Annotated in this window: 21 protein-coding genes; 5 read left to right on the top strand and 16 right to left on the bottom strand. The window is 67.2% G+C overall.

All coding sequences use genetic code 11. The features are described 5' to 3' along the window. Positions 1 to 117: 117 nt before the first annotated feature. The 4 genes from AAF481_04425 to AAF481_04440 are packed head-to-tail and all read right to left on the bottom strand — an operon-like array spanning position 118 to position 7,042. The gene (locus tag AAF481_04425) at positions 118 to 3,537 is read right to left on the bottom strand and encodes an ABC transporter permease (GenBank protein ID MEM7480396.1); all 3,420 of its coding nucleotides are present in this window, start codon (positions 3,535 to 3,537) and stop codon (positions 118 to 120) included. After that, the gene (locus AAF481_04430) at positions 3,522 to 4,208 is read right to left on the bottom strand and encodes an ABC transporter ATP-binding protein (GenBank protein MEM7480397.1); all 687 of its coding nucleotides are present in this window, start codon (positions 4,206 to 4,208) and stop codon (positions 3,522 to 3,524) included. Before AAF481_04430 ends, AAF481_04425 begins: the two co-directional genes overlap by 16 nt. A 22-nt stretch (positions 4,209 to 4,230) precedes the next feature. Beyond that, positions 4,231 to 5,583, bottom strand: coding sequence for a hypothetical protein (locus tag AAF481_04435; GenBank protein ID MEM7480398.1), 1,353 nt, complete (start codon positions 5,581 to 5,583; stop codon positions 4,231 to 4,233). A 31-nt stretch (positions 5,584 to 5,614) separates the two neighbouring features. Then, a complete protein-coding gene (locus AAF481_04440) occupies positions 5,615 to 7,042 on the bottom strand; it encodes an MATE family efflux transporter (GenBank protein MEM7480399.1) in 1,428 nt (475 codons plus the stop codon). A gap of 207 nt (positions 7,043 to 7,249) precedes the next feature. Between AAF481_04440 and AAF481_04445 the strand changes: the two genes are divergently transcribed. After that, entirely contained in the window at positions 7,250 to 7,903 is a 654-nt protein-coding gene (locus AAF481_04445; GenBank protein MEM7480400.1) for a pyridoxamine 5'-phosphate oxidase family protein, read from the top strand. 236 nt (positions 7,904 to 8,139) lie between these two features. Here AAF481_04445 and AAF481_04450 read toward each other — a convergent pair whose 3' ends face one another. The 3 genes from AAF481_04450 to AAF481_04460 form a co-directional block, all read right to left on the bottom strand. Then, positions 8,140 to 8,766 carry a matrixin family metalloprotease gene (locus AAF481_04450; protein MEM7480401.1) on the bottom strand — a complete coding sequence of 209 codons (627 nt, stop codon included), beginning with the start codon at positions 8,764 to 8,766 and terminating at the stop codon, positions 8,140 to 8,142. A gap of 21 nt (positions 8,767 to 8,787) precedes the next feature. Continuing rightward, positions 8,788 to 9,345 (bottom strand): hypothetical protein, encoded by a 558-nt coding sequence (locus AAF481_04455; GenBank protein ID MEM7480402.1) that lies wholly within the window; start codon positions 9,343 to 9,345, stop codon positions 8,788 to 8,790. 264 nt (positions 9,346 to 9,609) lie between these two features. Further along, positions 9,610 to 10,767 carry an AAA family ATPase gene (locus AAF481_04460; protein MEM7480403.1) on the bottom strand — a complete coding sequence of 386 codons (1,158 nt, stop codon included), beginning with the start codon at positions 10,765 to 10,767 and terminating at the stop codon, positions 9,610 to 9,612. 245 nt (positions 10,768 to 11,012) lie between these two features. Here AAF481_04460 and AAF481_04465 point away from each other — a divergent pair, with 245 nt between their 5' ends. The 4 genes from AAF481_04465 to AAF481_04480 all read left to right on the top strand — a co-directional run bounded on the left by AAF481_04465 (position 11,013) and on the right by AAF481_04480 (position 15,734). Continuing rightward, complete coding sequence (locus tag AAF481_04465; protein ID MEM7480404.1) at positions 11,013 to 11,963, top strand: glycosyltransferase family 2 protein; 951 nt, start codon at positions 11,013 to 11,015, stop codon at positions 11,961 to 11,963. Continuing rightward, positions 11,960 to 13,033, top strand: a complete 1,074-nt coding sequence (locus AAF481_04470) for a glycosyltransferase (GenBank protein ID MEM7480405.1) — start codon at positions 11,960 to 11,962, stop codon at positions 13,031 to 13,033. The genes AAF481_04465 and AAF481_04470 overlap by 4 nt, the downstream gene beginning before the upstream one ends. After that, positions 13,030 to 14,151 carry a glycosyltransferase gene (locus AAF481_04475; protein MEM7480406.1) on the top strand — a complete coding sequence of 374 codons (1,122 nt, stop codon included), beginning with the start codon at positions 13,030 to 13,032 and terminating at the stop codon, positions 14,149 to 14,151. Before AAF481_04470 ends, AAF481_04475 begins: the two co-directional genes overlap by 4 nt. A gap of 128 nt (positions 14,152 to 14,279) precedes the next feature. Then, positions 14,280 to 15,734: a sugar transferase gene (locus AAF481_04480; protein MEM7480407.1), complete on the top strand. Its 1,455-nt coding sequence runs from the start codon at positions 14,280 to 14,282 to the stop codon at positions 15,732 to 15,734. A 3-nt stretch (positions 15,735 to 15,737) separates the two neighbouring features. On the opposite strand, the gene pdxA is transcribed toward AAF481_04480, so the two are convergent. From pdxA to AAF481_04525, 9 genes are all read right to left on the bottom strand, one after another. Further along, positions 15,738 to 16,769, bottom strand: a complete 1,032-nt coding sequence (gene pdxA / locus AAF481_04485; GenBank protein ID MEM7480408.1) for a 4-hydroxythreonine-4-phosphate dehydrogenase PdxA — start codon at positions 16,767 to 16,769, stop codon at positions 15,738 to 15,740. Positions 16,770 to 16,796: 27 nt separating this feature from the next. Further along, the gene (locus AAF481_04490) at positions 16,797 to 17,135 is read right to left on the bottom strand and encodes a hypothetical protein (GenBank protein MEM7480409.1); all 339 of its coding nucleotides are present in this window, start codon (positions 17,133 to 17,135) and stop codon (positions 16,797 to 16,799) included. Between the two features lie 21 nt (positions 17,136 to 17,156). After that, positions 17,157 to 17,876 carry a regulatory iron-sulfur-containing complex subunit RicT gene (gene ricT, locus AAF481_04495; protein ID MEM7480410.1) on the bottom strand — a complete coding sequence of 240 codons (720 nt, stop codon included), beginning with the start codon at positions 17,874 to 17,876 and terminating at the stop codon, positions 17,157 to 17,159. Between the two features lie 241 nt (positions 17,877 to 18,117). Continuing rightward, the gene (gene purD / locus AAF481_04500; protein MEM7480411.1) at positions 18,118 to 19,410 is read right to left on the bottom strand and encodes a phosphoribosylamine--glycine ligase; all 1,293 of its coding nucleotides are present in this window, start codon (positions 19,408 to 19,410) and stop codon (positions 18,118 to 18,120) included. Further along, positions 19,407 to 20,393 (bottom strand): phosphate acetyltransferase, encoded by a 987-nt coding sequence (gene pta, locus AAF481_04505; GenBank protein ID MEM7480412.1) that lies wholly within the window; start codon positions 20,391 to 20,393, stop codon positions 19,407 to 19,409. The genes purD and pta overlap by 4 nt, the downstream gene beginning before the upstream one ends. Before the next feature lie 153 nt (positions 20,394 to 20,546). Then, positions 20,547 to 21,389: a DUF4198 domain-containing protein gene (locus AAF481_04510; protein MEM7480413.1), complete on the bottom strand. Its 843-nt coding sequence runs from the start codon at positions 21,387 to 21,389 to the stop codon at positions 20,547 to 20,549. A 35-nt stretch (positions 21,390 to 21,424) separates the two neighbouring features. Beyond that, positions 21,425 to 22,861 (bottom strand): DUF4331 domain-containing protein, encoded by a 1,437-nt coding sequence (locus AAF481_04515; GenBank protein MEM7480414.1) that lies wholly within the window; start codon positions 22,859 to 22,861, stop codon positions 21,425 to 21,427. 155 nt (positions 22,862 to 23,016) lie between these two features. Beyond that, positions 23,017 to 23,733, bottom strand: coding sequence for a DUF3108 domain-containing protein (locus AAF481_04520; protein MEM7480415.1), 717 nt, complete (start codon positions 23,731 to 23,733; stop codon positions 23,017 to 23,019). A gap of 228 nt (positions 23,734 to 23,961) precedes the next feature. Next, entirely contained in the window at positions 23,962 to 25,053 is a 1,092-nt protein-coding gene (locus AAF481_04525; protein MEM7480416.1) for an aromatic ring-hydroxylating dioxygenase subunit alpha, read from the bottom strand. Positions 25,054 to 25,059 lie beyond the last annotated feature (6 nt).

The raw sequence follows: 25,059 nt of genomic DNA on the forward strand, positions 1-25,059 counted from the left end.
CCGAAAACACGGGTGTTTTCGGGTGAGGGGCGGACCGCGTGCGGGCGCCTAGCCCCCTGGCAAGGAAAGCTAGTAGGGCAGCTGAAATCATAGGCCGAAGGCCTTTTCAGCAACCTGCTAGTCGTTCTTCAAGGTTTCGAGCAGCGGGATCTTGAGGCTCCCCCAGGCCGCCGCCAGGCCGGCGAGGGTGCCGACGGCGAAGACCGTGGCGAGGAGTGCCAGGAGGGAGAACCAGGGTGCCTGGCCGCGGCCGGCCAATAGGTGCGGCGCGACGGCGGCGAGGCCGGCGACGGCACCCAAGGCGATGCCGACGACCAGCAGGAAGGCGTTCTCGAGCACCACCAGGCGGGCCAGCTTGCCACGCCGGAAGCCGAAGGCGCGCAGCGCCGCCAGTTCGCCGCGCCGCTCGACCACGTTCTTCACCATCACCACCCCCAGGCCGAGGGTGCCGAGGAGGAGACCCAGGCCGCCGAGGGCCTGGAAGGTGGTCAGGTACATGTTCTCGACCGCCAGGTAGGCGGCGATCTTCTCAGCCGTTCCCTGTCCGTCGAAGCCGTAGTCCTCGAAGCCCTCTTCGAGAGCCTCGATCACCTCCGGCGCACCTTCCTCGACCAGGAAGTAGCCGTAGCCGTCGTGGCTCGCGAAGTGTTCGAGGAAGCGATCTTCGGCCACGATCAGCTCGCTTTGGAACAGGCTGCCTTCAAGCAGGCCGACGATGCGCAGGCGCACCGGCTCGCCGGAGTCGCTGGTCAGTTCCAGCTCGCCTCCTAGGCCGAGATGCAGGATCCAGCGCACCGAGGCGTAGTCGCCGATCGCCGGGATAACGCCGGGGCCGAGGTCCCGTTCGAGCAGGCTCCACGGGTTGTCGACCTCCGAGGATGCGGCGCGAAAGTGGAAGCCGCCGCGCTCGATGAACTCCGCCGGCGCGCCCAGCACCCGCGGTTCTTCCGGCTGGTAGAGATTGAGGCAGCTCGCATCTTCGCCGGGCAGCAGGCGGAAGGGAACCACTCCCGCCGCCGCCACCCGCGCGGCTTTCGGGGCTTCGAAGCCCATCTCCTCCAGACTCTCGAAGCGGGCGGGATCGCGCCGCACGGGCACGTCCGTTTCCCCCACCAGGGCGTAGCCGCCGGTGCCGCTCGCGCGATCGGCGGCATCCTGTGGCCCGGTCTTGCGGTTGGCGGTGACGCTGACCAGCACAAAGCAGGCGCAGGCGACCAGGATGACCGACAGCAGGCTGCGGCCCGGCTGGCTGGTGCTGTTGCGGGCGGCGAGGGCCGCGGCGCTGCCGCGGATCGGCACCTCGGCGGTGCGGCCGCGGGCTCCGGCGGCGCGGCACCAGGCGGCGAAGGCGGCGAAGCCGGTGGCGCAGAGGGTGGCGCCGAGGGCGAAGAACAGCCCCGGCGCGGCCTCGCCGCCCCCGGTACTGAGAAGTAGCGAAGCGGCCAGTAGGAGGGCGGCCGTAGCGCCCAGGATCCAGGCGGCGCGGCGGGCCTTTCCTCCGGCCACGCGGCTTCCGTCCGCACCGCTCGCGGACCAGGTGCCGGCGAGCAGTCCAAGGGTCGTCTGGCGGCCCAGGCGGCGGACCGCCAGGACGAGAACCCCAGCGACCAGCGCCACCGCCGCGACGGCGCCGATCAGCAGGGTGGTCGGTTCGACCGCCAGTTCGAGAAAGGGCGCATCGATCAGCGGCGACCACCAAACTGCCAGGGCGCGCAGCAGGAGGCGGCCGTAGAGCACCGCCAGGGCGGTGCCGGCGAGGGCGCCGGCGGCGGCGAGCACGAGCCCTTCGGTCAGTACTTGCCGGCGCACCGCCGCCAGCGGGAAGCCCATCGCCAGGCGCAGGCCCCACTCCGGCGCTCGCCGTTCAACGGCGAGGCGGAAGAGAAGCGCCACCAGTAGCGCCGCCGAGGCGATCAGGAACATGCTGAAGCCGAGGAACAGGCCGGTGAAGTCTGTCGCTCCGGAGGCCCCTTCGAGGCCCCGCTCCTTGACCGCGAGGAAGGTCAGGCCGGTGGCGTCAAGGGGTAGCCGCCCCGGTAGCTCTGAGCGCAGGGATGGCTCCAGCGCAGCGAGACCGTCGCTCCCTTCGAAGTCAGCGGCGGGGGCCAGGCGAAGCGATGTCAGTTCGCCGAAGCGGTTGCTCCACAGGCGGGCCCCGGCAGCCGGCGCAACAAAGCCTTTGGGGGCTGCCCGGTAGCGGTCCCAGTAGTCCTCGTCGCGCTCCGTCACGGCGTCCAGATCCACCGGGAAGGGCGGATCCCAGGAGGAGATATCGCCCGCCTCGGCGATGCCGGGAAACTCCGGGGTCAACCGGGGATCGACGGCCAGGCCGTCCAGGGCGACGATGCCGGCGACGCGGAAATCCGCCCGGCGGGTGATCAGTTCATCCCGCGGGCCGACGGCGTAGTACGTCAAGGTCAGGGCATCGCCGGAGGAGGCCTCCAGATCCTCGGCGGTCCAGGTGTCGAGCAGGATGTCGCCGTCGGCGAGGGGCGGCGCCGGTGTGCCGTCGATCAGGGTCAACTCGCCGAAGGCCTCCGGCACCGGTGTTTCGAAAGCGGCGATGGTGGCATAGGCCGTCGACCGGTCGCCGACCGCCATCTCGTTGGCCAGGTAGGAGAGCACCGGCTGGACGGTGGCGCCGGCCTCCGTCGCCACCGCGGTGATCGCCTCGGCCACCGGCGGGCGCAGCACGAAGTCGCGACTCTCGACGATCAAACGGCCGTCCGCCCGATGCAGGTCGAGACCGAGATCGGCGAGCGGAAAGGCCTGGCGCACAGCCGCATCGAGATCGACCGGCGACTCGCCGTCGCTCACCAATAGGGCGTTGATCCAGCGCCGCCGGTCGTCTCGCGGGTTGCGGTTGGCGGCTCGCTGAATATCGCGCAGCGGCACGTAGAGGGTGCGCGGCAGCTCCTGGGAGGGGGCCAGGCCGAAGCGCCCGGGACCGGTGTCGGGGATGACCGCCGCCACCGTTGCCCGCAGGGCCTCGATGGTTTCCTGGGAATCGGCGCCGCCGGCGAGGGTGGCGCGGGGAATCTCGTCCTGCCCTTCGAAGGAGAGGAGAAGTCCATCCCCGGGGGCGACGCCGAGGTCCGCCGCCAGGGCCTGGTTCAACACCGCCGGCGGAAAGATCTGGCCGCTCTGGCGGGTGAGACCTTCGGCGAGCGGGGTACCATCCTCGAACAGGTCGGCGAAGCTTTCCTCGATGCCGTAGATGCCCACCCGGGTGGCCCGCCGGCGGCTGTCCGCGGCGACGGCGCTGCCCCGAAGGACGATCGCCGGCACCACTCGCGAACCACCTTGGGAGGGATCGCCGAGTTGCTCTTGCAGCCGCTCGGCGGATTCCCGGGCGATCTGGCTGGGCACCACCAGGGCGTGGTCGATCTCCCCCAGCCGGTCGAGGGTCAGGCCGCGCAGGCTGGCGCGCATCGAGTCCCCCACCAGCAGCGCGCCGGTCAGCACCGCCGTGGCGACGGCGGCGCCGGCCGCCACCGCCAGATTGGGGCGCCAGTGGTGGATCAGTCCGCGGAGCATCTTCCTTCCGACAGCCGACAGCGGCGCGCGAAGCGGCTGGCGAGGTCTTCGCTGTGGGTGACGACGATCATCACCTGGGAGCCCTCGCCGGAGCGCGAGCCTTGTTCGTGCAGCTCGAACAGCAGATCCGCGACGGCGCGCGAGGTGGCGGCGTCGAGGCTGCCGGTGGGTTCGTCGCACAGCAGGAGTTGCGGCTGGCGGATCAAGGCCCGGGCCACCGCCACCCGCTGCCGCTCACCGCCGGAAAGTTCCGCCGGCCGGTGGTTGCGCCGGTGGCCGAGGCCGACCCGCTCGATCAAGTCCTGGGCGCGCCGGCGGTCGGCGGCGCGGTCCGAAGGAAAAGCGAAGGTGGGGAGCAGGACGTTTTCGATCACCGAAAATTGCGGCAGCAGGCGATGCTCCTGGAAGACAAAGCCGATGTGCTCGTTGCGGAAGCGGGCCAGCTCCGGCTCCGACAAGGCGGCTGGATCCCGGCCGTCGAGGCGGTAGGAGCCGGAAGTCGGGTGGTCGAGGGTGCCGAGGAGGTGCAGCAGGGTGCTCTTGCCGGAACCGGAGGGTCCGGTGACGGCCATCGCCTCCCCCGCCGCCAGGCAAAAGGTGATGTCGCGCAGTACCTCGACCTCGGTGTCGCCGAGGGTGAAGTTCTTCTGGAGCTTCGAGACTTCGAGCATCAGGCCTTCCTTTGCACCGGGCTCAGGCCATCGTCGGCTGCAGATCCTCGGCCGCCCGCCGCGCCTCCTCCGCCCCTTCCTGGTCGCCCGAGAGCTCGCGATGGCGGGCGATAAGGCGCAGGTCCGTCGCCTTGAAATGGCCCTTGCGGGCGCCGTAGATCAGCCCGAGGAGCTGGTCCGCGCGTGCGAGGTTCGGAGGCTCTTGGTCCAGGTAGAGGCGGGCCAGGGCGCGGGTGGACGGTAGGTGGAGGGGCGGCTTGGAGCAGTTGCCGGAAGCACAGCTCGGCGCGATGGCCGTCTCCAGACACGCGACCGCCTGGTCCTTGAGTTCCAGCGCTTCGAGGGCGCGGGCCAGCAAATAGGGAAAGGCCGGTGTGCGCGGATACTGCTGGGCCGCCGCAGCGAGGAAGTCGCGCGCCTCGTCGAGGCGCTCGAGGTTCAACAGGGCGACGCCGAAGAGTTCCGCCAGTTCCGGGCCGCTGTTGGCGGGGTTCTCCAGCAGCGGGTCCGCCAACCGTTCCACCACCGCCTCGGAGTCGCCCGCCTCGAGGGCGGCCTCGGTCCACAGGCGGGGTACCGAGAGGTCACCGGCGCGGTCCAGTGGGGTGTCACCGAAGGTTTCCCAGGCGATATCGAAGTCCTCCCGGGCGCCGGCCGCCTCGCCCGTTGCCAGGCGGCAGCGTCCGCGCTCCAGGCGCAGCACCGGATCGCCCGGGTCGGCGGCGACCAGATCTTCGAAGCCCGCCGAGGCCTCGGCGAATCGGCCCTCGTTGAGGTGGACCAAAGCCCTCCGGAAGGGCCGCGGCCGGTCGTCGTATCGGCCGGCGACGGCCGGGCTGAGCATGTCGATGAAGGTGGCGTAAAGGGTCTCGTCGTCGGCCGAGCCATCGAATTCTCCGCCCTCGAACACTTCGGCGTGGTCTTCGGGATCGAAGGACCGGGGTTTGGGCGTCCTCCCGCCGGATCCGCCGAAGGGGTCCGAGCCGCCGCTGCCGCGGGCGGCGCTAGACGCGTAGGCCTCATGGGTATTGGCCGAGGCTTGCCGCCGGGCGATGGAGGCCAGCCGCTGCCGGACCTCCTCCTCGCGCGCCGAACCGACGGCGTGTTCGAGGGCAGAGCGCAGCCAGTCGCCGGCTTCCACCAGGTCGCCGTTCTTTTCGGCTTCCGCCGCCCGGTCGAGAGTTCCCTCGAGCATTGCCATGCGCGCCCGCCGCGCCAGATCCGTCGCCCGCTCGCGCAGGTAGGGGTCCGATCCGGCTTGAATGCCCTCTGCGATCTGCCGGGCGCGCAGCAGATTCCCTCGGCTGAGCAGTTCTTCGGCGTTAGCCAGGGCGGCGGCTGGGTCTTTGCGGAACAGGCGGTTTAGGAATCCCATCGGGGTGGCCTCCTGGGGTTCGCGGTCGGGATCAGACCTGGCGGTTTTTCCAGCGCCCGCGCCGGAACACGAGCACTCCGGTGACTGTCAACACGATTTCGGCGACGAGTATTGCCAGAAACACGCCCCGTTCTTCAAGGCCCGCCATTTGCGCCAGGCCGTAGGCGAGGGGAATCTGCAGCAACCAGTAGCAGAAGAAGTTGATCACCGTCGGGGTGTTGGTGTCGCCGGCGCCATTGAAGGCCTGCACGATCACCATGCCGATGGCGTAGAAAGCGTAGCCGTAGGCCATCACCCGCAGGCAGTCGGCGGCGATCGGCAGCACCGCCGGATCGTGGGTGAAGATGCCCACGACCGCTTCGGCGAAGAAGATGAAGACGATGCCGACCATGCCGAGGAAGGCCATGTTGTACCAGCTCGTCAACCACACCGAGCGTTCCGCCCGGTCCGCCTTGCCGGCGCCGAGGTTCTGGCCCACCAGGGTCGCCGCGGCGTTGCCCATGCCCCAGGAGGGCAGCAGCGCGAAGATCGCGATGCGGATGGCGATGGTGTAGCCGGCCAGGGCCGAACTGCCGAAGATCGCCAGGATACGCACCAGGCCGATCCAGCTCGATGTGGCGATCAAGAACTGCATGATGCCGCCGGCGGAAACCTTGAGCAGCCGTAAGGTGACGGAGGGGTTGAAGCGCAGGTGCCGGCCGGCGATGGTGATGCGGCCGTGGCCCTTGAACATGCAGTAGAACTGGTAGAGCACGCCGATGCCCCGGCCGGTGTTGGTGGCGACGGCCGCCCCGAGCAGGCCCAACTCCGGGAACGGTCCGAGGCCGAAGATCAGGCAGGGATCGAGAACGATGTTGATGCCGTTCGCTAGCCAGAGGGAGCGCATGGCGACACTCGCATCGCCGGCGCCGCGGAAGATCGCGTTGTTCAAGAACAGCAGAACGATGGTCACACTGCCGCCGGTCATCAGCGTGGTGTAGGGCGTACCGACGGCGATGACCTCTGGGGTGGCGCCCATCAGGGCGAGGATCTTCGGCGCCGCCCAAACGCCGGTGACGCCGATGGCGGCGCTCACCGCCAGGCCGAGGAGAATCGCCTGCACCGCCGTGACGGAGGCCTGTTCGCGGTTCTTTTCGCCTATGCGCCGGGCGACCACCGCGGTGGTCGCCATCGACAGGCCGATGGCGATGGCGAAGACCAGCGTCAAGACCGATTCCGTCAGACCGACGGTGGCGACGGCGTCGGCGCCGAGGCGGGCGACGAAGAAAACGTCGACCACCGCGAAGATCGACTCCATCGACATTTCGAGCACCATCGGAATGGCCAGCAAACCGATCGCCCGCCCGAGGCTGCCCTGGGTAAAGTCCTCCTCGGTTCCGGCCAGGGCCTGGCGGAGGAATCGCCAGCTTCGGCGGACGGCGCCGGCGGGCGGTTGGGGAGAGATTGTGGGTTCGGGCATGGGAGAAGTACCTGGATCGAAAACTGAGACGGGGCCGCCAGCATAGACGATCTGCCGCAACGACGTGAGGGCCGAGGAATCGTTGGCGTCTTTCGAGAGGAGGTTCGGCTCGCTTTCGGCCCCTTGACGGCACTCTAGGAGTGGCTTGCAAATAGATGGGTGTCGATAAGATGGGTTTTGTATCAGAAGATCTCAGGAGAAGACTTGATGAGTTTGAAGACCGACCGAACGCAGGTGCGCCGTGTCCGGGAACGAGGAGTCTACGATCGGCAGGAGATCCACTCCATCCTCGACGAAGGTCTGGTGTGCCACGTCGGCTTCGTTCACCGGCATCAGCCCTACGTGATCCCCACCGCCTACGCCCGCCGCGGCGACGAAGTGTTGATCCACGGTTCGGTGCTGAGCCGCATGATGAAGACCTTGGGCGAGGGCATGCCGGCGTGCCTGACGGTGACCCTGCTCGACGGCCTGGTGCTGGCGCGGTCGACCTTTCATCACTCGATGAATTATCGCTCGGTGGTGGTGCTGGGGAAGCTGCGTCCGATCGAGGGCGACGAAGCTCGCCTCGCTGCCCTCGATGCGCTGGTGGAGCACTTGGTTCCGGGCCGCTCCCGCGACGCGCGCCTGCCGTCGGACAAAGAGCTGGCCGCCACCGAGGTGCTCTCCATGGCGATCGACGAGGCCTCCGCCAAGGTCCGCAAGGGCGACCCGGGCGATGCCAAGGCGGACCTCGACCTCGACTATTGGTCGGGGGTGGTGCCCCTGATCCGTCAATTCGGCGAGCCGGAGCCCGCCCCGAATTTGAAGGAAGGCATTGCTCTGCCGGAGTACCTCAAGCCCTACCGCCGGCCGACCGGCTGAATGCGCAAACGAAGAAGCCGGCGCACCCTGGAGGGCCACGCCGGCCTTGAACTACAGCCGGGTACTAGGCTCAACCCGCGACCGAGCCCGAGAGGGCTGGGCGCCCCCGCCGAGGACGGGGCGGCCCGCGTAGGGGTGAGGCCAGGAACTGGCCGAGGGGGGCGCCTTTAGCCCCCCTCAGAACCCATTAGAAGGCCTGCTGAAAAATGCGCGAAGCGCATCTTCAGCAGAGACTTCTAATAAAGATCGCGGATGGCGGCCTCATCGTCCGACGCGGTGGTGCGCGGCGAGTCGTTGCAGGGGCCGGTGGAGGCGAACATCGTCGCGTTGCCCACCGGCGAGTGGCCGAGGCCGAGGAGATGACCGACCTCGTGCACCATCACCGCTTCCACGTAGAACTCCTGACCGGCGCAGGTCTCGCCGCGGGAGCCCCAGTTGAAGCGGGTGTTGGTGACGATGTCCGCGTCGAAGATCCGGTAGGTGCCGTTCGACCGCCGGGTGTAGTACCCGGTGAAGGTGGCCGCCAAGCAGCCTCCCGTGCAGACCCCGATCGGGTCGCGGAAGTTGAGCATCGGCCGGCCGTCTCCGAGCCGGAAGGAGCCGACAGAGCCGATGTTCGCCCACACCACCCGGCCGGCGCCGGAACCGTTCCAGCCGGCGTTCGAGCGGATGGCGTTGCGGGTGCGGGTACGGCCGCCGTCACCGTCGATGACGCTCGACAAGCCGCGGTTGTCGACGATGATCGTCGGGGCGCTGTTCCAGGTGCGGCGCGGACTGAGCAGCACGTAGGCGGACAGGCTGCCGGCGAACAGCAAGGTGAGAAGGGCGAAGGTGACGAGGGTTGCGAAACGGTGCTTGTTCATCAGAAATCGTCTCCTATTCGCCTAGCGGTGGATCAGGCCGGCATCCGCCGCGTCGTCGAGGATCGAGGTCTTGAGCTCGTCCAGGTTCTGAGCCGCCGGCAGCGACGCCTTCAGCCCGTCGAGGGTCACGAGGTTGGTTTCCAGCTCAACGGCAGGAATCGCCATTGCAACGCCTGCGTCGTTCTCGACGACGCGGTAGAGGCCTTGCTGGTAGCCGGTGACTTTGTGGGTGCCGTGGTCGTCCGGCTGGAGGAACATCAGCACCTTCTGATCCGGCTCGAAGGTGGGAAAGCCGTGAGCTTCCACCCGGAAGCCATCGACCTCGCCGCCATAGGTGCGCACGGTGACGATGGAGTCGGCCTTGCCGAGAATTTCATCGTCGATCTGCACCTGAGCTTCGGTGACAATGATCTGGTTGGTTTCGTTCCAAAAGGAGTCCACCGTCAAGACGGTGCCTTCGACGACGGCGGTGGATTCGCGGAGCAGGTCGTCCTGCGACTGCGCCACGAAGGTGGACGCCGAAGCGGATAGGGCGAGGGCGACGGCGAGTACCAATCCAAGCGAGAGAAACCTTTTCATGCAACCTCCTTGTTGCAAAAAAGATTGGAAAATGTGCGGGCGCCCGGACGTTTCCGGGGCTCCGCACCTTCACGCGCTCGGGAGGCCTCCTAAGCTGTCGCGGAGAATATTCTATTAACCGAATAATTGCAAATTCTGATTATTGGAGTAGCGGCATCGAAACTCGCAGGCTCCGGAGTGCCGAGAATCCCGGGAGCCCGGGTGGGCGTAAGGGCGGCCCGCCGGCTTGATCTACTCCGAGCCGCCGGCGGGCCGAAGGTCGCCTCAGGCAACAACGTGGTGAACCGTGGCGTCGCCCTGGCGGTAGAAAGCCAGGGCGCCCTCTTCCAGTTCGATCTCCACCACGTCACCGGCGGCGAGCTGCCGCGAAGCGATCAGCCGGGACAGCGGATCCACCAGCAGCCGCTCCACCGCCCGCCGGAGGGGGCGAGCGCCGAAGCGCGGATCGGTTCCCGTCGCCAGGATGTGTTCCCGGCTCTCGGCACTCAAACGAAGCAGCAGGGGAACGTCCGCCTGCTTGACGGCGCGGTCGTGGAGTTCCGCTAGGAACTTGTCGAGGATGGTTTCGAGATCCGTCCGGTCGAGGGCCGAGTAGACGATCACCTCGTCGAAGCGATTGATCAGCTCCAGCGGGAAGGTGTCTTGCGCCGCCTGGACGGCGGCTCCGGCGAGATCCAGTTCCGCCTCGCCATCGGCGGGCGCGAAGCCCAGCGGTGGCTTTTCCAATAGATGCGCCATCTCCCGCCCGCCGACGTTCGAGGTGACAAAGATCACCGAACTCTGGAAGCTGCTGGTGGTGTTGTCGCCGAGGGTGAGGATGCCGTCTTCCAGCACCCCGAGGAGGGTGGTCCAGAGCACCGGGTCGGCCTTCTCGATCTCGTCGAACAGGATCACCGACACGCGGTCATCCTTACCGCCACTCATGCGTTCGACGAGCGGCGGTACGTCGCCGTTGTCGAGCAGGCTCAGGTGCCCAGCGTCGAGGCGCCCCTGGCTCAGGAGCGGCTCCACGTTCTGGCCGACATAGCCCGGCGGTGAGCCGAGAAGCTTGGCCACTTCGTGGCTGTGGGCAAAGGATTCGCAGTTCACCCGCACCAAGTGCGCCTCGTTGCCGAGCAAGCCTTCGGCTACCGCCTTGGCGGTTTCGGTCTTGCCGATGCCGGTGGGGCCTAGGAGCAGAGCACTGAGGTGAGGTCGGTGCGGATCCTTGAGTCCCGAGAGTGGGCGCGCCAGGGCGCTCAGCAGGGCCGCCAGTGCGGGATTCTGGCCCTTGACCCGGCGTTCGAGAATCTCTTCGAGGGGGCGAAGTTCGTCGGTACTGCGGTTCGGATCCAGGCGGCGACAGGCTGGGGGCAGGGCCGCCTGGGTGGTCAGTCGGGGAAAAGTCGCGACGGATGGAGCAGCGAGGTTCGGTGATGCCATGGGAAACCTCCTTACCGGTCGTGATCCCGACGGCGTTGCGGTTCCACTGCTCCCGGCGGGAGCACCCCCGGTGGCCGCTGGTTCCGTGGGCTCTGTGTGGTCTCTCTTCCTAGGTGTCGTCTCCTCGTCGATCCCGGGACGCATCTGCGCGGCGGCGGTGCCACCGGCCGGAGCGTCCTTGTGTAGGTAGGTACGCAGACCGGTGGGAAAACGTTCTGTCCCCAACTCCGGTATAGGGTACGCGAATGGTTCCCGAACTCTCGGCGGTGGTGATTCATTGGCGGGACGAGGACCATCTAGAGCGCTTGGTGCGTGCCTGGCCGGAAGATCCGCGATTCGAGTTGGTGGTGGTCGACAACGGCTCCGACGGTTCCCTCGACGAAATCCTGAGGGGCCGCGCCACGGCGGTGATCCGCCAAGGCAATCTCGGTTTCGCCGGAGGTGTCAACGCCGGCGTCGAGCGGGCTTGTTCCGAGCGGCTGCTGATCCTCAATCCGGACCTCGCTCCAGCGGAGGAGACGGCGGATCTGACCGACGCCCTGGAAGCGTTGCTGACGGGTTTTGAGACCTACCCGGATGCCGCCGGCCTGGTGCCGCGTCTGGTCGACCTTGCGGGCGAGCCGCAGACCCCCTGGCAGCTCCGTCGTCTGCCGAGCCTTGGGGACCTCATGCTCCAGGCGTGCTTCTTCGCTGGCGGCGCCGGGCCCGATCGGGAACCTTCCGCCGGAAGTCCGGTCGAGCAACCGGCGGCGGCCGCCCTGGCCCTTCGCCGACGGGCCTTTGAGGAAGTTGGCGGATTCGATCCGGAATTCTTCCCGGCATGGTTCGAAGACGTGGATTTCGCCCAGCGCCTGCAAGCCGCCGGGCACGTCCTCGTCTATCATCCGGCCGCAACCTTTCGGCACGCTCTCGGCGCGACCGTATCGAGCCTCGGCTACGGCTCGTTCCTGTGGATCTACTACCGCAACCTCATGCGCTACACGACCAAGCATTTCGGAGAAGCGGCCGCGGCGTTCCTTCGCATCGTCCTGCCCGTGACCGCCCTTCTGCGCTGCATCGCGCTGCCCTTGCGCCGGCCGCGCCGGGCGGTGAGCCGTTGGCAGGCGGCGGAGGGTCTGAGAACTTTGGCCCTGGGGGTCGTCAGCCGCTGGCGCCGGCCTGAGTCTCTCCGCCGCCGGTACGGGGTCCGGTCTTGAGCCCGCCGCCGCCAGCGCCCTCCTCGGGGAGCCCGCCCCCGGCCGTTACCGTCGCCATCGTTACCCACAACGATGCGGACGATTTCGCCGATTGCTTCGCCGCCGTGGCGCGGCTGGACCACCGGCCACTGCGGGTGGTGGTGGTGGATTGCGCCAGCGGGGACGGGTCGCCGGAATCGGCGCGCCGGGAGTCGGCGCGCTTGATCGCCGCCGGACTCGCCTTCGAGCTGGAAGCGCTGCCGGACAATCGCGGCTTCGCCGGCGGCATGAACCGCATTCTCAGCCTGTCGGATGATCCCTGGGTGTTGAGTTTGAACGCCGATGCCCGGCCGCGCGCCGGCTACCTCACCCGCTTGCTGGCCCGGGCGCTGCGCCATCCGGAATGGCCGGTGGGCGCCGTCACCGGTCGGCTGGTGCGCCCGGTGGGCGCGCGGCCCGCCGAACAATGCCTGGATGCTTGCGGTATGCGCCTGACCAAGACCTGGCGCCACCTCGACCGCGGTTCCGGCGCTGTCGACCGCGGTCAGTGGCGGCAGGCGGATCGGGTGTTCGGGGCCACCGGGGCGGCCAGCCTGTGGCGGCGCGAGGCCCTGGACGACGTGGCGATCGACGGCGAGGTGTTCGATCGCCGGTTCCACTCCTTTCGGGAGGACGCCGAGCTCTGTTTCCGCCTGCGGGAGCGCCGCTGGGAGGTGCTCTACGAGCCCGAGGCGGAGGCCGAGCACCGTCGGTGGAACCTGCCGGAACGCCGCCGTCAGATGCCGCCGGTGGTCAATCTCCACTCGGTGAAGAACCGCTACCTGCTGCGCTGCTACCACCAGACCCGGCGCAATTTCTGGCGCACCCTGCCGGCGGCTCTGGCGCGGGACATCGGGGCCTTTGGCTGGATCTTGCTGCGCGAGCGCACCTCCCTCGGGGCTTATGGCTGGCTGTGGCGCCATCGCCGGGAGATCCTCGCCCGCCGCCGGGTGATCCAGGAGCGCCGCACCCTGCCGGCGGCGGAACTCGACCGCTGGTTCGGGGTGCCGGGGCTCCCGCTGGCCGAGGTCGACTCCGGAGACGCACCGTGAGCGATGTGCCGCGGACCGGCCCGCGGGTGGCGCTGATCGGCAGTCGCGGAATTCCGAATCGCTATGGCGGCTACGAAACGCTCATGGAGGAACTCTCCCGGCGGCTGGCGGAGCGGGGTTTTCGGGTCACCGTCTACTGCCGTTCCCACGTCACTCCCAATGGGCTCCGCCGCCTCGGCGACGTCGAACTGGCGGTGTTGCCTACGATGCGCGGAAAGTACTTTGATACCCCCGTGCACACCCTGCTGTCGGTGATCCACGCGGCCTTCCGGCGCTATGACGCGGCCTTGGTGGTGAACTCCGCCAACGCGATGTTCGTTCCGGGGCTCCGCTGGACGGGCATCCCCACCGCCCTTCACGTCGACGGTATCGAAAAGCGCCGCCGCAAGTGGGGGGCCGTCGGGCGGGCCGTCTACGCCCTGTCGGAGCGGTTGGCCTGCGTTGTGCCCAACGCCCTGGTCACCGATGCGGAGGTCATTCGCCAACATTACGAAGAGCGCTACGGGGCCGAATCGACGCCGATCACCTATGGCGTGGATCCGGTGGTGCCGGGCGGCACCGCTACCCTCGATCGCTTGGGGCTGCTGCGGCGGCGGTATTTCTTGTACGTCAGTCGCTTCGAGCCGGAGAACAACCCGGATCGGGTGGCTGAGGCCTATCGCGCCGTCGGCAGCGACCTGCCGTTGGTGATGGTCGGCGGGGCTCCCTATGCCGCTGGCTATATCGCGAGCTTCACCCAGGGCGCCGACCCGCGTATTATCTTCCCGGGGCCGATCTACGGTGAGGGCTACCGGGAGCTGCTTTCCCATGCCCTCGCCTATGTCCACGCGACGGAGGTCGGTGGTACCCATCCGGCACTGGTGGAGGCCATGGGATACGGCAACTGCCTGCTGGTGAACGACACGCCGGAGAACGTGGAAGTGGCCGGCGAGGCCGCTCTCTACTTCCGCGCCGAGCAGCCGCGCGAGCTGGCAGCGGCGATGGAAGCCGTGCGGCAGGATCCCGAGATGGCGCGGCGCCGAGGGCGCGCCGCGGCCCGGCAGGCGGAGGAACGGTTCTCCTGGGACGCCGTAACGGATCTCTACGAGGCGCTGCTCCGGAGGTTGGCGAAAGGCTGAAGACCCTCGCCATACGGGGGCTTCTTGGACGGATTCGCGGCGCGATGCGTTAGAATATGTGTCAGTGACATAGATCGAGCCTAGATGATGGACACCCAGAGGGTGAGTTTCACCGAACGGTCGCCGCGATGCTAAAAGAACGAGCCCGCATTCTCTCCGTCACCACCTTTGCGCTGGATCTGGCATTGGTGGCGGTGGCGTTCTTCCTCGCCTACTGGCTGCGCGATTCTTTGCTGCCGGCGTGGATGCCGGACGCCTTCCAGGGGCGTCTCTATCCCCTGTCGGCGTATCTGCCGCTGTTGCCGCTGGTGATTCCTCTGTGGGCGATTCTGTTGCTCACTTCCGGTCAGTATCGCGACTCGCATCGCACGGTGCCGCTCCTTGAGGAAGCGGCCTCGGTGTTTCGGATCTGTGCCTCGGGCATCGTCATCTTCACCTTGACGATCTTCGCCATGCGCCTCGGCGAGAAGCTCCTGGACGACCAGATCAGCCGCTCCTGGCTGTTCCTCTTCTCGTTATTGACTTTCGTCTTGCTGCTGGCCGAAAAGCTTGCGGTGCGGTTGACGGCGCGCTACGTGCGCCAGCGAGGCCTCAATTACCGGACGGTGATGATCGTCGGCACCAACCCGACGGCGATTCGGATCGCCCACTCGATCGAGGATCACCGTTTTTGGGGTTTCAAGATCATCGGCTTTGTGACCACCGGAGCGCTGCGGCAAGGCTTCTCGGCGCGCCGCTATCCGATCCTCGGCAGCGCTGACGAGATTCCCGAGATCATCGAGCGTCATGTGGTGGACGATGTGATCTTTGCCGTTTCCCGCAAAGAGCTGGACCACCTGGAAGAACTGTTCGTGGTGCTGCAGGAGCAGGGTATTCGCACCCGCTTCGCCCTGAACTTCTTCCCCCGCACACCGGCCGAGGTGCAGTTCGAAGAGCTCGACGGCATGCCGATGCTGACCTTCTCCACCACCCCGACCAGCCTCACCCAGCTACTCGCTAAACGGGTGCTCGACGTGGCCTTGTCGGCGATGGTTCTGCTGCTGGCGATGCCGGTGATCTTTTGTATCGCCATGGCGATCAAGGTCACCGGCGGGGGCTCGGTACTCTTCCGGCAGACCCGCTGCGGTCTGAACGGCCGCTCCTTCACTCTTTACAAGTTCCGCACGATGGTGGAGGGGGCGGAGCACCAGCGCGGCGATCTACAGCACCTCAACGAGATGGACGGGCCGGTGTTCAAAGTCTCCAAGGATCCCCGAGTCACCGCCCTGGGGCGCTTCCTGCGCAAATTCAGTCTGGACGAGCTGCCGCAGCTCTGGAACGTGTTGCGCGGCGACATGAGCCTGGTGGGTCCGCGGCCGCCGATCCCCGAAGAGGTCGCTCAGTACCAGCGCTGGCAGCGCCGCCGCCTCTCCATGAAGCCGGGTCTCACCTGCCTGTGGCAGATCAGCGGCCGCAACGAACTGGACTTTGAGCGCTGGATGGAGTTGGACCTCGAGTACATCGACTCCTGGTCCCCCTGGCTCGACTTGAAGATCCTGTTCAAGACCATCCCGGTGGTTCTGTCCGGCCGCGGCGCTTCCTGAGAGTTACGAGTCTTCAAATCCCTGCCGCGATCGTCGCGGCAGCTTTCCAGCGATCAGTTCCAGCGTCGTTTCCACCACCCGGATCAGCGGGTGTGCGTCCGCCTGGCCGGTGCCGGCCAGGTCGAAGGCGGTGCCGTGGTCGACGGAGGTGCGCAGGTAGGGCAGGCCCAGGGTCCAGTTGGTGGCGAGGCCGAAGGCGAGGGTCTTGACGGCGATCAGGCCCTGATCGTGGTAGAGGGCGAGTACCCAGTCGAACTCGCCGGAACGGGCTCGGGCGAAGAGAGAATCGGCGGAGAACGGGCCGTTCGCGTCGATCCCTCGGCGGCGGGCGGCGGCGACCGCCGGTTGGAGGATGTCGTCGTCCTCCTCGCCCAGGAGGCCGCCTTCTCCGGCGTGCGGATTGAGGCCGGCGACGGCGATGCGGCCGCCGGCGTGGCGGTGCAGGCAGGTGAGGGCTTCTTCGAGGGCGTCGCCGGTGATGCCCTCGATCGCCCGGCGCAAGGACAGGTGGGTGGAGAGCAACGCCACCTGGAGGTCCGGGGCGAGGAAGGCCATCAAATAATCCTGTCCGTAGCGTTGCAGCCCGCTCTTCTGGGCCAGGTAGTCGGTGTGGCCGACGAAACCGGGCAGCACCCAGCGATCGATGGTCTCCTTGCTCAAGGGAGCTGTCACCAGGGCGTCGACGATTCCCTCCTCGGCCAACCGAGCGCCGAGGTCGAGGGCCGCCAGGGCGCCGGCGGCGTCGGCGCTCTGTGGCGATCCGGGAACGACGGCCCGCTTTTCCCCCACCGGGTCCACCACCGCGACGACCTCTTCCGCCAGGCCATCGAGTTCTCGCGCCGACGGCGGCTGGTCGAAGTAGCAGAGGCGATCCGGTTCGAGAATCCCAGGGTAGGCGGCGAGGGCCGCTCGCTCGGCGAGCAGCAAGGGACGCCAGGCGCGGGGTGGCGCCGGCTGAGCGACGAGGGTGAGGAGGATCTCCGGGCCGATGCCGGCGGGATCACCCTGGGTGAGGGCGAGGGTGGGAACCGTCACGGACGGGGGGTCACGGGCCGGCGCACGTCATTTGCCGGCGGTGGTAGCGCGTCGGCGGCCGCGCTTTTTGAGTTCTTCTTCCTTGAACAGGTAGCGGATGTTGTGCTTCGGCACCAGCAGATTGGGTTCCGCCTGGCGGTTGAGCTTGATCGCGCCCTTGTCGTACCACTCGATCCAGCCGCGCAGCTCCTCGCCATCCGTCAACACCACCACCATCGGGGTTTTTGCCGCCATCTGCTTGAGGTAGTAGAACTCCTCGGCGTGGGTCTGCTCCGGAGGCGTTTGCTTGCGTCGGACGCCGCGCGATGCGGCCCCCTTGGAGTCCTGGAGGTCGGGCCGGATCAGCTTGCGATTCGCCATATCCATGAGTCGGTCCTTAGCAAAAGGCTAGGCCCGCGCAGCCTTGCCGCGGGCGCCTTTCCTGTAGCTGTGATCCTCATAGGCGAGGCAGCAGAGAAGTCGCCCGCACTGCCCCGAAATCTTCGATGGATTGAGACTCAAGTTCTGGCGCTTCGCCATCTGAATGGAGATGGGACGAAAGTCCTTCAACCAGGTGGAACAACAGAGGGTTCGGCCGCAAATGCCCACGCCACCGAGCAGCGCCGCCTCGTCCCGGGCGCCCACCTGAACCATCTTCACCCGCACCGAGAAGCGCCGCGACAGGTTGCGCACCAACTGGCGAAAATCCACCCGTCCGTTGGCGGTGAAGTAGAAGGTCGCCCGTTTGCCGTTCAGGGAAAAGTCAACGCGCGAGATCTTCATCTCCAGTTTGAGCTGGCGCGCCTGCTCCTGGCAGTAGAGCTTGGCCGCGTGCTGGTTCGCCATCTGGCGGTCGTGGGCGGCAGCGTCGGAATCTCCGGCGGCTCGCAGAATGGCGCGGGCGCTCGATTTCTGGCACGGCTTGAACACCGGCATGGGGGACTTCTCCACCTTGCCGTAGGCGGGACCGGCGTCCAGGTCCACCACCACCGGATCGCCCTGGGCGAACAGCCGGCCGCCGGTGGCACAAAGGGTCAAATTGGTCTCTTCACCGAAGCGCACGCCGACGAAGGTGTCTTCGACCGCCGTCGACATGCCCTTGAAGGAACAACCGGAGCACCCACCCATACGATTCGGTCCCTGAGGTGAAGTTGAAATCAAATTTCCGCCGGGCGGTCCCCAACCTTCCCAGGGGACCCAGGCCCTTGGAAATCTGGATCGCCCGAAACGGAAAAGCGGTTGGCCGAGTTCCACGAACCGTGCTCGATTCGTGTACTTGCGGTCTTTCCGAAAAAGCAATACTGCGGTCAGTATGCCAGTCGTTCCGGGCGGTGTCAACGCGCGTTGAGGCCTGAAAACTAAACGGTTTTCAGGCGCCCGCCGAACTGCTCTGAGCGTCGAGGATGCGGCGCCCGATGTCCCGCCGCAGCACCTTGCTCGGCCAGTGGATTTCCTGGGTGGCGGCGTAGGTATGCCGGAGAGCGTCGAGTAGATCGGAGCCGCGGGCGCACACGTTGAGCACCCGGCCGCCGGTGGCGACCACCCCCTGGTCGGTGCGGCCGGTGCCGGCATGGAAGACCTCCACCCCGGCCAGCTCCTCCGCCGCCGCGAGTCCTTCGATGACCTCGCCTCTGGCCGGAGTGCCGGGATAGCCGCGACTGGCGAGCACCACGCAGGCGGCGGCCTCCTTTTTGAAGGCGAGGCGGCGAGGCTCGAACTGTCCCGCGGCGCCGCTCGAGAGAACCGGAAGAAGATCTTCGTCCAGCCGCATCAGGAGCGGTTGCGCTTCCGGGTCGCCGAGGCGGGCGTTGTATTCGAGCACCTTGGGGCCGTCCTCCGTCAGGATCAGGCCGGCGTAGAGAAAGCCGATGAAGCGACGACCCTCGGCGGCCATGCCGGCGACCGTCGGCCGCAGGATCTTCTCCAGGATCTCCGCCGCGGCGCCGGACGGCAGCACACCCGCCGGACTGTGGCAGCCCATGCCGCCGGTATTCGGTCCGGTGTCGCCCTCACCGATCCGTTTGTAGTCCTTGCTGGTTGCCATCGGCAGCAGGCGCTCGCCATCGGACAGGGCGATGAAAGAGACCTCTTCGCCCTCCAGAAACTCCTCCACCAGCACCCGGTCGGCGCTGGTCCCGAAGCGCCGCGCCTCGAACAGGTCGTCGAGGGCGCGGTCGAACTCCTCTTCGTTCTCCGGGATCAGCACGCCCTTGCCGGCGGCGAGTCCGTCGGCCTTCAGCACCACCGGAAAGCCGAAGCGTTGCTGCGCTTCGCGCGCCTCGGCGGCATCGTGAACCACCGCAAAGTCGCCCGTCGGAATACCGTGGCGGCGCATGAACTTCTTGGCGAAGACTTTGCTGCCCTCGATCTGGGCGGCTTCCCGGGAGGGACCCCAGGCGGCCAGCCCGCGGCGCTCCAACTCATCCGCCAGGCCCAAGGTGAGGGGCAGTTCCGGACCGATCACCGTCAGGTCGATCTTCATGTCGGTGGCGAAATCCGCCAGCTTCTGGATTTCGTCCGGCGCGATATTGACGCAATCTGCAAGGGCGGCAATGCCGGGGTTGCCGGGGGCACAGAAGAGCTCCGTCAAGGCCGGGCTCTGGCGCAGTTTCCAGCACAGGGCATGCTCCCGACCCCCGCTTCCGATGACTAGAACTTTCATGGTGAACTCTCCTGTCCTGCTGGGGATTGCTGTGCTTCGGCACCGAGGGCGGCGACCGCCATCACGTCTACGATATCCCGCGCTTCACAACCGCGGGACAGGTCGTGGATCGGGCCGGCGAGGCCCTGCAGCAGAGGGCCGACGGCGCGTGCTCCGGCGAGCCGCTCGGTGAGTTTGTAGGCGATATTGCCGGCGTTGAGGTCTGGAAATACCAGCACATTGGCGCGACCCGCCACGGCACTGCCGGGGGCCTTGCGGCGGGCGATGGCGGGTACCAGGGCGGCGTCGCCCTGGAGTTCGCCGTCAAAGGCGAAGCGGACCTCCCGCTGGCGCAGGATGGCCACCGCTCGGTGGATCTTCTCCACCGAAGAGTGCTCGGCGCTGCCTTTGGTGGAAAACGACAGCAGCGCCACTCGCGGCTCCTCCGCCAGCAGCCTTCGACAACTCTCGGCGGCTGCTTCGGCGATATCCGCGAGTTGGCGCGGGCCGGGTTCCGGCACGACGCCGCAGTCGCTGTAGATCAGTCCGCGGCCGTCCCGGAGCACCATCAAGAAACAGGACGACACCACCGACAACCCCGGGCGGGTGCCGAACACCCGCAGGGCGGCGCGCAGGGTGTCGGCGGTAGTGGCGACGGCGCCCATCACGGCTCCCTCCGCACGGCCGACGGCCACCAGGAGCGCCGCGTAGTAGAGCGGATCGCGGGCCAGTTCTTCGACCGCCGGACGCGGTGCCTCCATGCGCCGCACCAGGCGATCGACCAGAGCGTCAAATCCGTCGTCGTCGGCCGGCTGGATCACCGGGATGTCCGCTCCCAGTTCCCGCTGGAGGGACTCCGGGCCGACGACGATCGGCCGGCACAGGCCGCTGTCCCGGGCGATGCGGGCCGCTTCGAGCACCCGCGGATCACTGCCTTCGGGAAGCACGATCCGGGCGCCGACGGCGCGGGCGCGATGGTGTAGGGATTCCAGTACGGGGGACACGGAAGGCTTCAACCCAGGGGCTTGCGACACGACAACACGCGACCCGGAAATGGGGCGACGGCGAATACGAGACCTACATCAACGGCAACTTCGGCGGGGAACGACCCGACCGCCGATCAGCTTACCAGTCCCAGCGCGGGTAGAGGGTGGAGATCAGTCGCCGCCGGCGGCGAGAAAGGTGAGGGAGGCCCAGAGGCTCCGCCACTCGTGGTCCGGCGCGGCCTCCGCCCGCTCCATGTGCACGGCGGTGACGATCCACGGACCGGCGGATGGGAGTTCGAAGAGGACGCGCCCCGTGGAGTCCGCCGTCCGGAAGGTCGCACTCGCGGGTTCACCGAGGGGGCGTGCTCTGACCCGCAGTCCGGAGAGGGGTTCGCCCCGCAGGAGGAGGCGCAGGGAAAGCTCTCGTCCCGCGGCCGGTATCTGCTCGGCGACGATCTCTAGTTCCAGGCCGAGAGGGGCCAGTGCCGGATGTTCGGAAGCCGGCGGCCCGGCGGCGAACGCTACCGGCGACGCTCCGGCCGTCATCAGGGTCTTGGCGCAACGGGCGAAAAGCTCCCGGCCGGGTTGGTCGGTTTCACCGAGTTCGCTCCGGCGGGCGATCACCGAGTCGAGACCCTCTTCCCGCAGGTAGCTCTCGAAGCTCGCCGGAGAGAGGGTGACGGAGCGGGCGGCGCTGCCGTAGGCGACCGCGTAGAGGCCGGCTTCGCCGAGCCGGGCATTGCCGGCCGGTCGCGCGCCGGGGCGGCCGAGCACCGGCCGCTGTCCGTCCCCTCCCACCAGTGAGAAGGTCTCGGCGTGGGTGGGGTCGAACGGAAGGGATTCCCCCGGCGCCTCGTCGCCGACCCGCAAGTCGAGCTGCACGAGGCTGCCGGGTTCCACCGTGAAGGATTGCGGCTCGATCCAGTAGTCGTGGGCGGCAGCGGGTGTCGCCACCATCGCCACCAGCCCGACGGCCAGCAAGGGCCTGAGAACTAAAACAGGAAAAAGCCGCATCTTCTTGGGTGCCTGGCGTTCGCTGGCGGCCAGGGTCAGTTCGGTGAACCGGCCAGCGGCGTGACCAGGTACGGGAACGAGTTGTCGAAGAAGGACGAGTCGATGTACGCCCCGTCGGTGTAGGGCAAGGTACCGTCCGGCGCGTCGGCCGGTTCGCAGAAGGCGCCCGGCAGGGCGTGGCACAGCACGCCCATCGCCACCCGCAGGGCGGAGTCGACCACGTCGTCGCCCGGCCGACGGCCGTTCGGGAAGCCAGCGTTGTCACCGCCGAGCACACCGAGGTTGTTCTGCTCCGCAGCCGGCGTCACGGGAATCGAGGTGTTCAGCCGCTGCATCTCACCGAAACCGAGTTCGTTGACGCCCGGCAGGCCGGTCACGAAGGCTGCCACCAGGTCCGTGCGAGGCAGATTGGTGGGCGCCCGCACGCCGAACAGGACCTCCAACAGCGCCGGCAGGGTGGGATTGGTGACGTAGGTGGCGAGAGCCGCGTCGCCATCCGGGCGGGCGGCGTTGAACAGGTTTTTGTCCGGCAGGCCGATGACGACCTCGTTGACCAGCGGCATGCCGAGTCGGGAAACCTGCACCATGTCGCCGGACTCGAAGGCCGGCATCATGAAGGTCGGATCGTTGCGCAACTGGCGGAAGCGCGGCAGGCTGGCGGTGGTCCAGCCGCCGATGACGTCGCCGCGGCCCTGGGTCAAGCAGTCGATCGGTACTTCGAGGGCGAGGGCGGTGACGTTCGCGAAGGCCAGGTCATCGCTTTGCGAGTCCGGAGCTCCCACCGGGTTGTAGTTGACCAGGTCGAAGGTCTCTCCCAGGTTTACCACGAAGGGATCCTTCCGCTGGCCGACGAACACCCGGCCGTCGCCGCAGCCGGGGATCGACATGTCGTGGACATAGAGCGACGCGTAGTTCGCGTAGTTCGGGAAGGTCTTGGCGCCGATGTTGTCGAGGGGCTTGCCGAAGCGGGTGCCGCTGGTCGCCAGGTTGACGGCGGTATCGACCCCCGTCGGATTGGTGCGGTCGCCGCGCACCAGGTTGAGGCCGAAGGTCTCGATGCGGTTGATCACCGCCGAGGTGGTCACCGGACCCGCCTGGATGAGCGGGATGGGCACCGTCGCATCGCCGATCGGCAGGGCGATGCCCTGGATGAAGGTGCGGGTCTGAAAGACGAAGGAGAGATTCTCGATGCCGTCGCCGTCGTTGTCGATGTGAATGGCGTAGTGGGCGTTCGGGTCGAGGGTGAAGTAGTTGGGACCACCGTAGGCATCCTGCAGCGGCAGGTAGTTGGCGATCAGCGTGACGAAGCCCTCACGACCGGGCTCATAGCTGCGAAACATGTAAAAGTCCGTGCCGTCGACCTTGGGATTCTCGGTCAGGAACGGCGCCTCCCGGTGGCTCGATGCGAGCAGGGGTGCCGTGATCAGTAGAGCCAACAGGACGAGAGAAATTCGAAGGGCCATCGACTTCATGCAGAAACTCCTTTTCTTCGAGGTAGTAAGTCGCAGGTCGCGTGCGTAGCGGCACTCGGGAGAGAACCGCTCGCCTCTTTCACCACTTCGACGAAAAGAATAAGTTGGATGCGGAGATGGCCGATTTGGCCGATTTCGAGGGAGAGTTAGGGACCTTACGGGCGCTGCACCATCTTCAACCGCAGGTCCGCCAAGCTGCGGGCGATGCGGATTTCGACCGGCATGGCCGCCTCGTCGTCCGTGAACCACAGTTCGAGGCGGCCCTTCCAGGGGCGTCCCGGTGTGGTGCGGTCGCCGCGAATGGTGTACTTGCGGGCTCGCAGGAGGCGGTCGCCCAGGGTGTAGTTGGTCGTGCCTTCTGGCTCGATCAGCACCGGGTAGAGCTTGCCGTCGGACCAGATGGTCAGCTTGAGTTGCTCGGTGGGTCGGTCCCTGCGCAGCATCCAGATTCCCGACACCACATCGAGAACCCCATCCTCCTCCACTTCGTTTCCCCTCTCCTTTTCTTCGCCCCGCCAGCGGTAGGACGACCAGGCGCGCAGGGCCTGCTCGTTGTCGGTGTCGATCAAAGAACCGTAGCGCCAGAATTCGCCGTCGTCGCCCTCTTCGGAGGTGATGAGGAGATCACTCTCCAGGCGTCCGCCGGGTAGGTTCTCGAAGGTCAGCACGCCATCGCCCTTGCTCGGCAGAAACATCCCCGCCAGCCGCCCGGCGAATCCGCCCAGCCGCCAGCGGTAGTGAAATTCCTCCGTTGTTTCCGCGGTGAGGGACGCGGGGTCGGAAGGGGATGGTTCGGCGCCGAGGGGAGTCACGACAAAGAAACAGGCCGAGAGGACGGCGGCGATGAGAAGTCGTGGGAGTGGAGAAAGCATGGCCGGTTCGCGGGAAGAGTTCACCCTACCAATCGAAGCAAGATACGAACCAGAGTGCCTGAACAAGAGAATCTACCTGCCAGCGCTCCGAGCTTGAAAGGCGAGGCGGCGGCGAAGCCGCCGTGGACGGGGTGAAACCGAAAGGCTGGCCTTTCGGTTGAGGGGGCGCCCAGCCCCCTCGAAAGTAACAGCTAGCAGCGCTGCTGAAATCATGCGCGAAGCGCTTTTTCAGCAGTCTGCTAGCAAGCGGTGGAAGTGATGGACGCCCTGCTCCCGGGCGGGCGAATAGCGGCCGCGGTCGTAGAGTCGGGAGCGGGTACCCTGGTGAACGCTTTCGACGATCACCTCGTCCTCCCGCTCCACCCGATCGAGAGCGGCGCCGGCACCGTCCTCGAGGCGGGACGGATCCAGCACCCAGGAGAGGAAGGAGACGCGGGTGCGATCGACCGCCAGGGGCTTGACCACGTTCAAGGAAATGCCCCAGGGATAGACGTTGATCATCAGGTTCGGGAACATCCAGAAGTAATAGGCGGCGATTCGTTCACCGGCATCCGGCGACTCCGCCGGAAGGTCGAAGGCGGCCTCGCCGTCGGCGGCAACTCCGACCTGGAGGCTCGAGTGTTCGAAAAGCTCCGTCCTGTAGCTGCCGTAGTCCAGGTTCTCGGCTAGGCCGGGATGAACATAGGGAATGTGAAAACCTTCCAGGTAATTGTCGCAGTAGAGCGCCCAGTTGGCTCGCACCAGGTAGTCCTTCGAGCGGGTGGCGTCGAACTGTAGTTCGTCGAGGGGCAGCCAGGCGATGCGTTCCGCCACCGGGGCGATCCACTCGCCGAAGGGCACCGCCGGATCGAGGGCGGCGAAGAGCATCTTGCCGAAGGCGCCGAAGGGCACCCTCGGCAGATTGTCCCGCTCGGAGGGGAAGTCCTCCACCTCCTCGAACTCCGGCATCGAGGCAAGACGCCCGTCCAGGCGAAAGCGTCGCCCGTGATAGCGGCAGCGCAGCACCGAGCACATCGCCTCGTTCTCCACCACCCGGGCCGCCCGGTGGGTGCAGACGTTCGACAGGCAGTGCAGCCGGTCGTCCCGGTCGCGGGTCAGCACCAGCGGCTCGTCCAGCACTCCCTCGCCCAGCGTAAAGGGCATCACCGTTCCCGGCGCCCGCAAGCGGTCCAGATCCCCGGCGAAGTGCCAAGAGCGGGCGAACACTCGCTCCTTCTGCGCCTCGAACACCGCTGGATCCGAATACACCACCGCCGGCAGCGTCGAAGCGCGCCGGATGTCCGGGTGGACCTCAAGGGAGAGAGAAGTTCGGCGATCCATGCCTGC

The sequence above is a fragment of the Acidobacteriota bacterium genome (assembly GCA_039030395.1).
GTDB lineage: Bacteria > Acidobacteriota > Thermoanaerobaculia > Multivoradales > JBCCEF01 > JBCCEF01.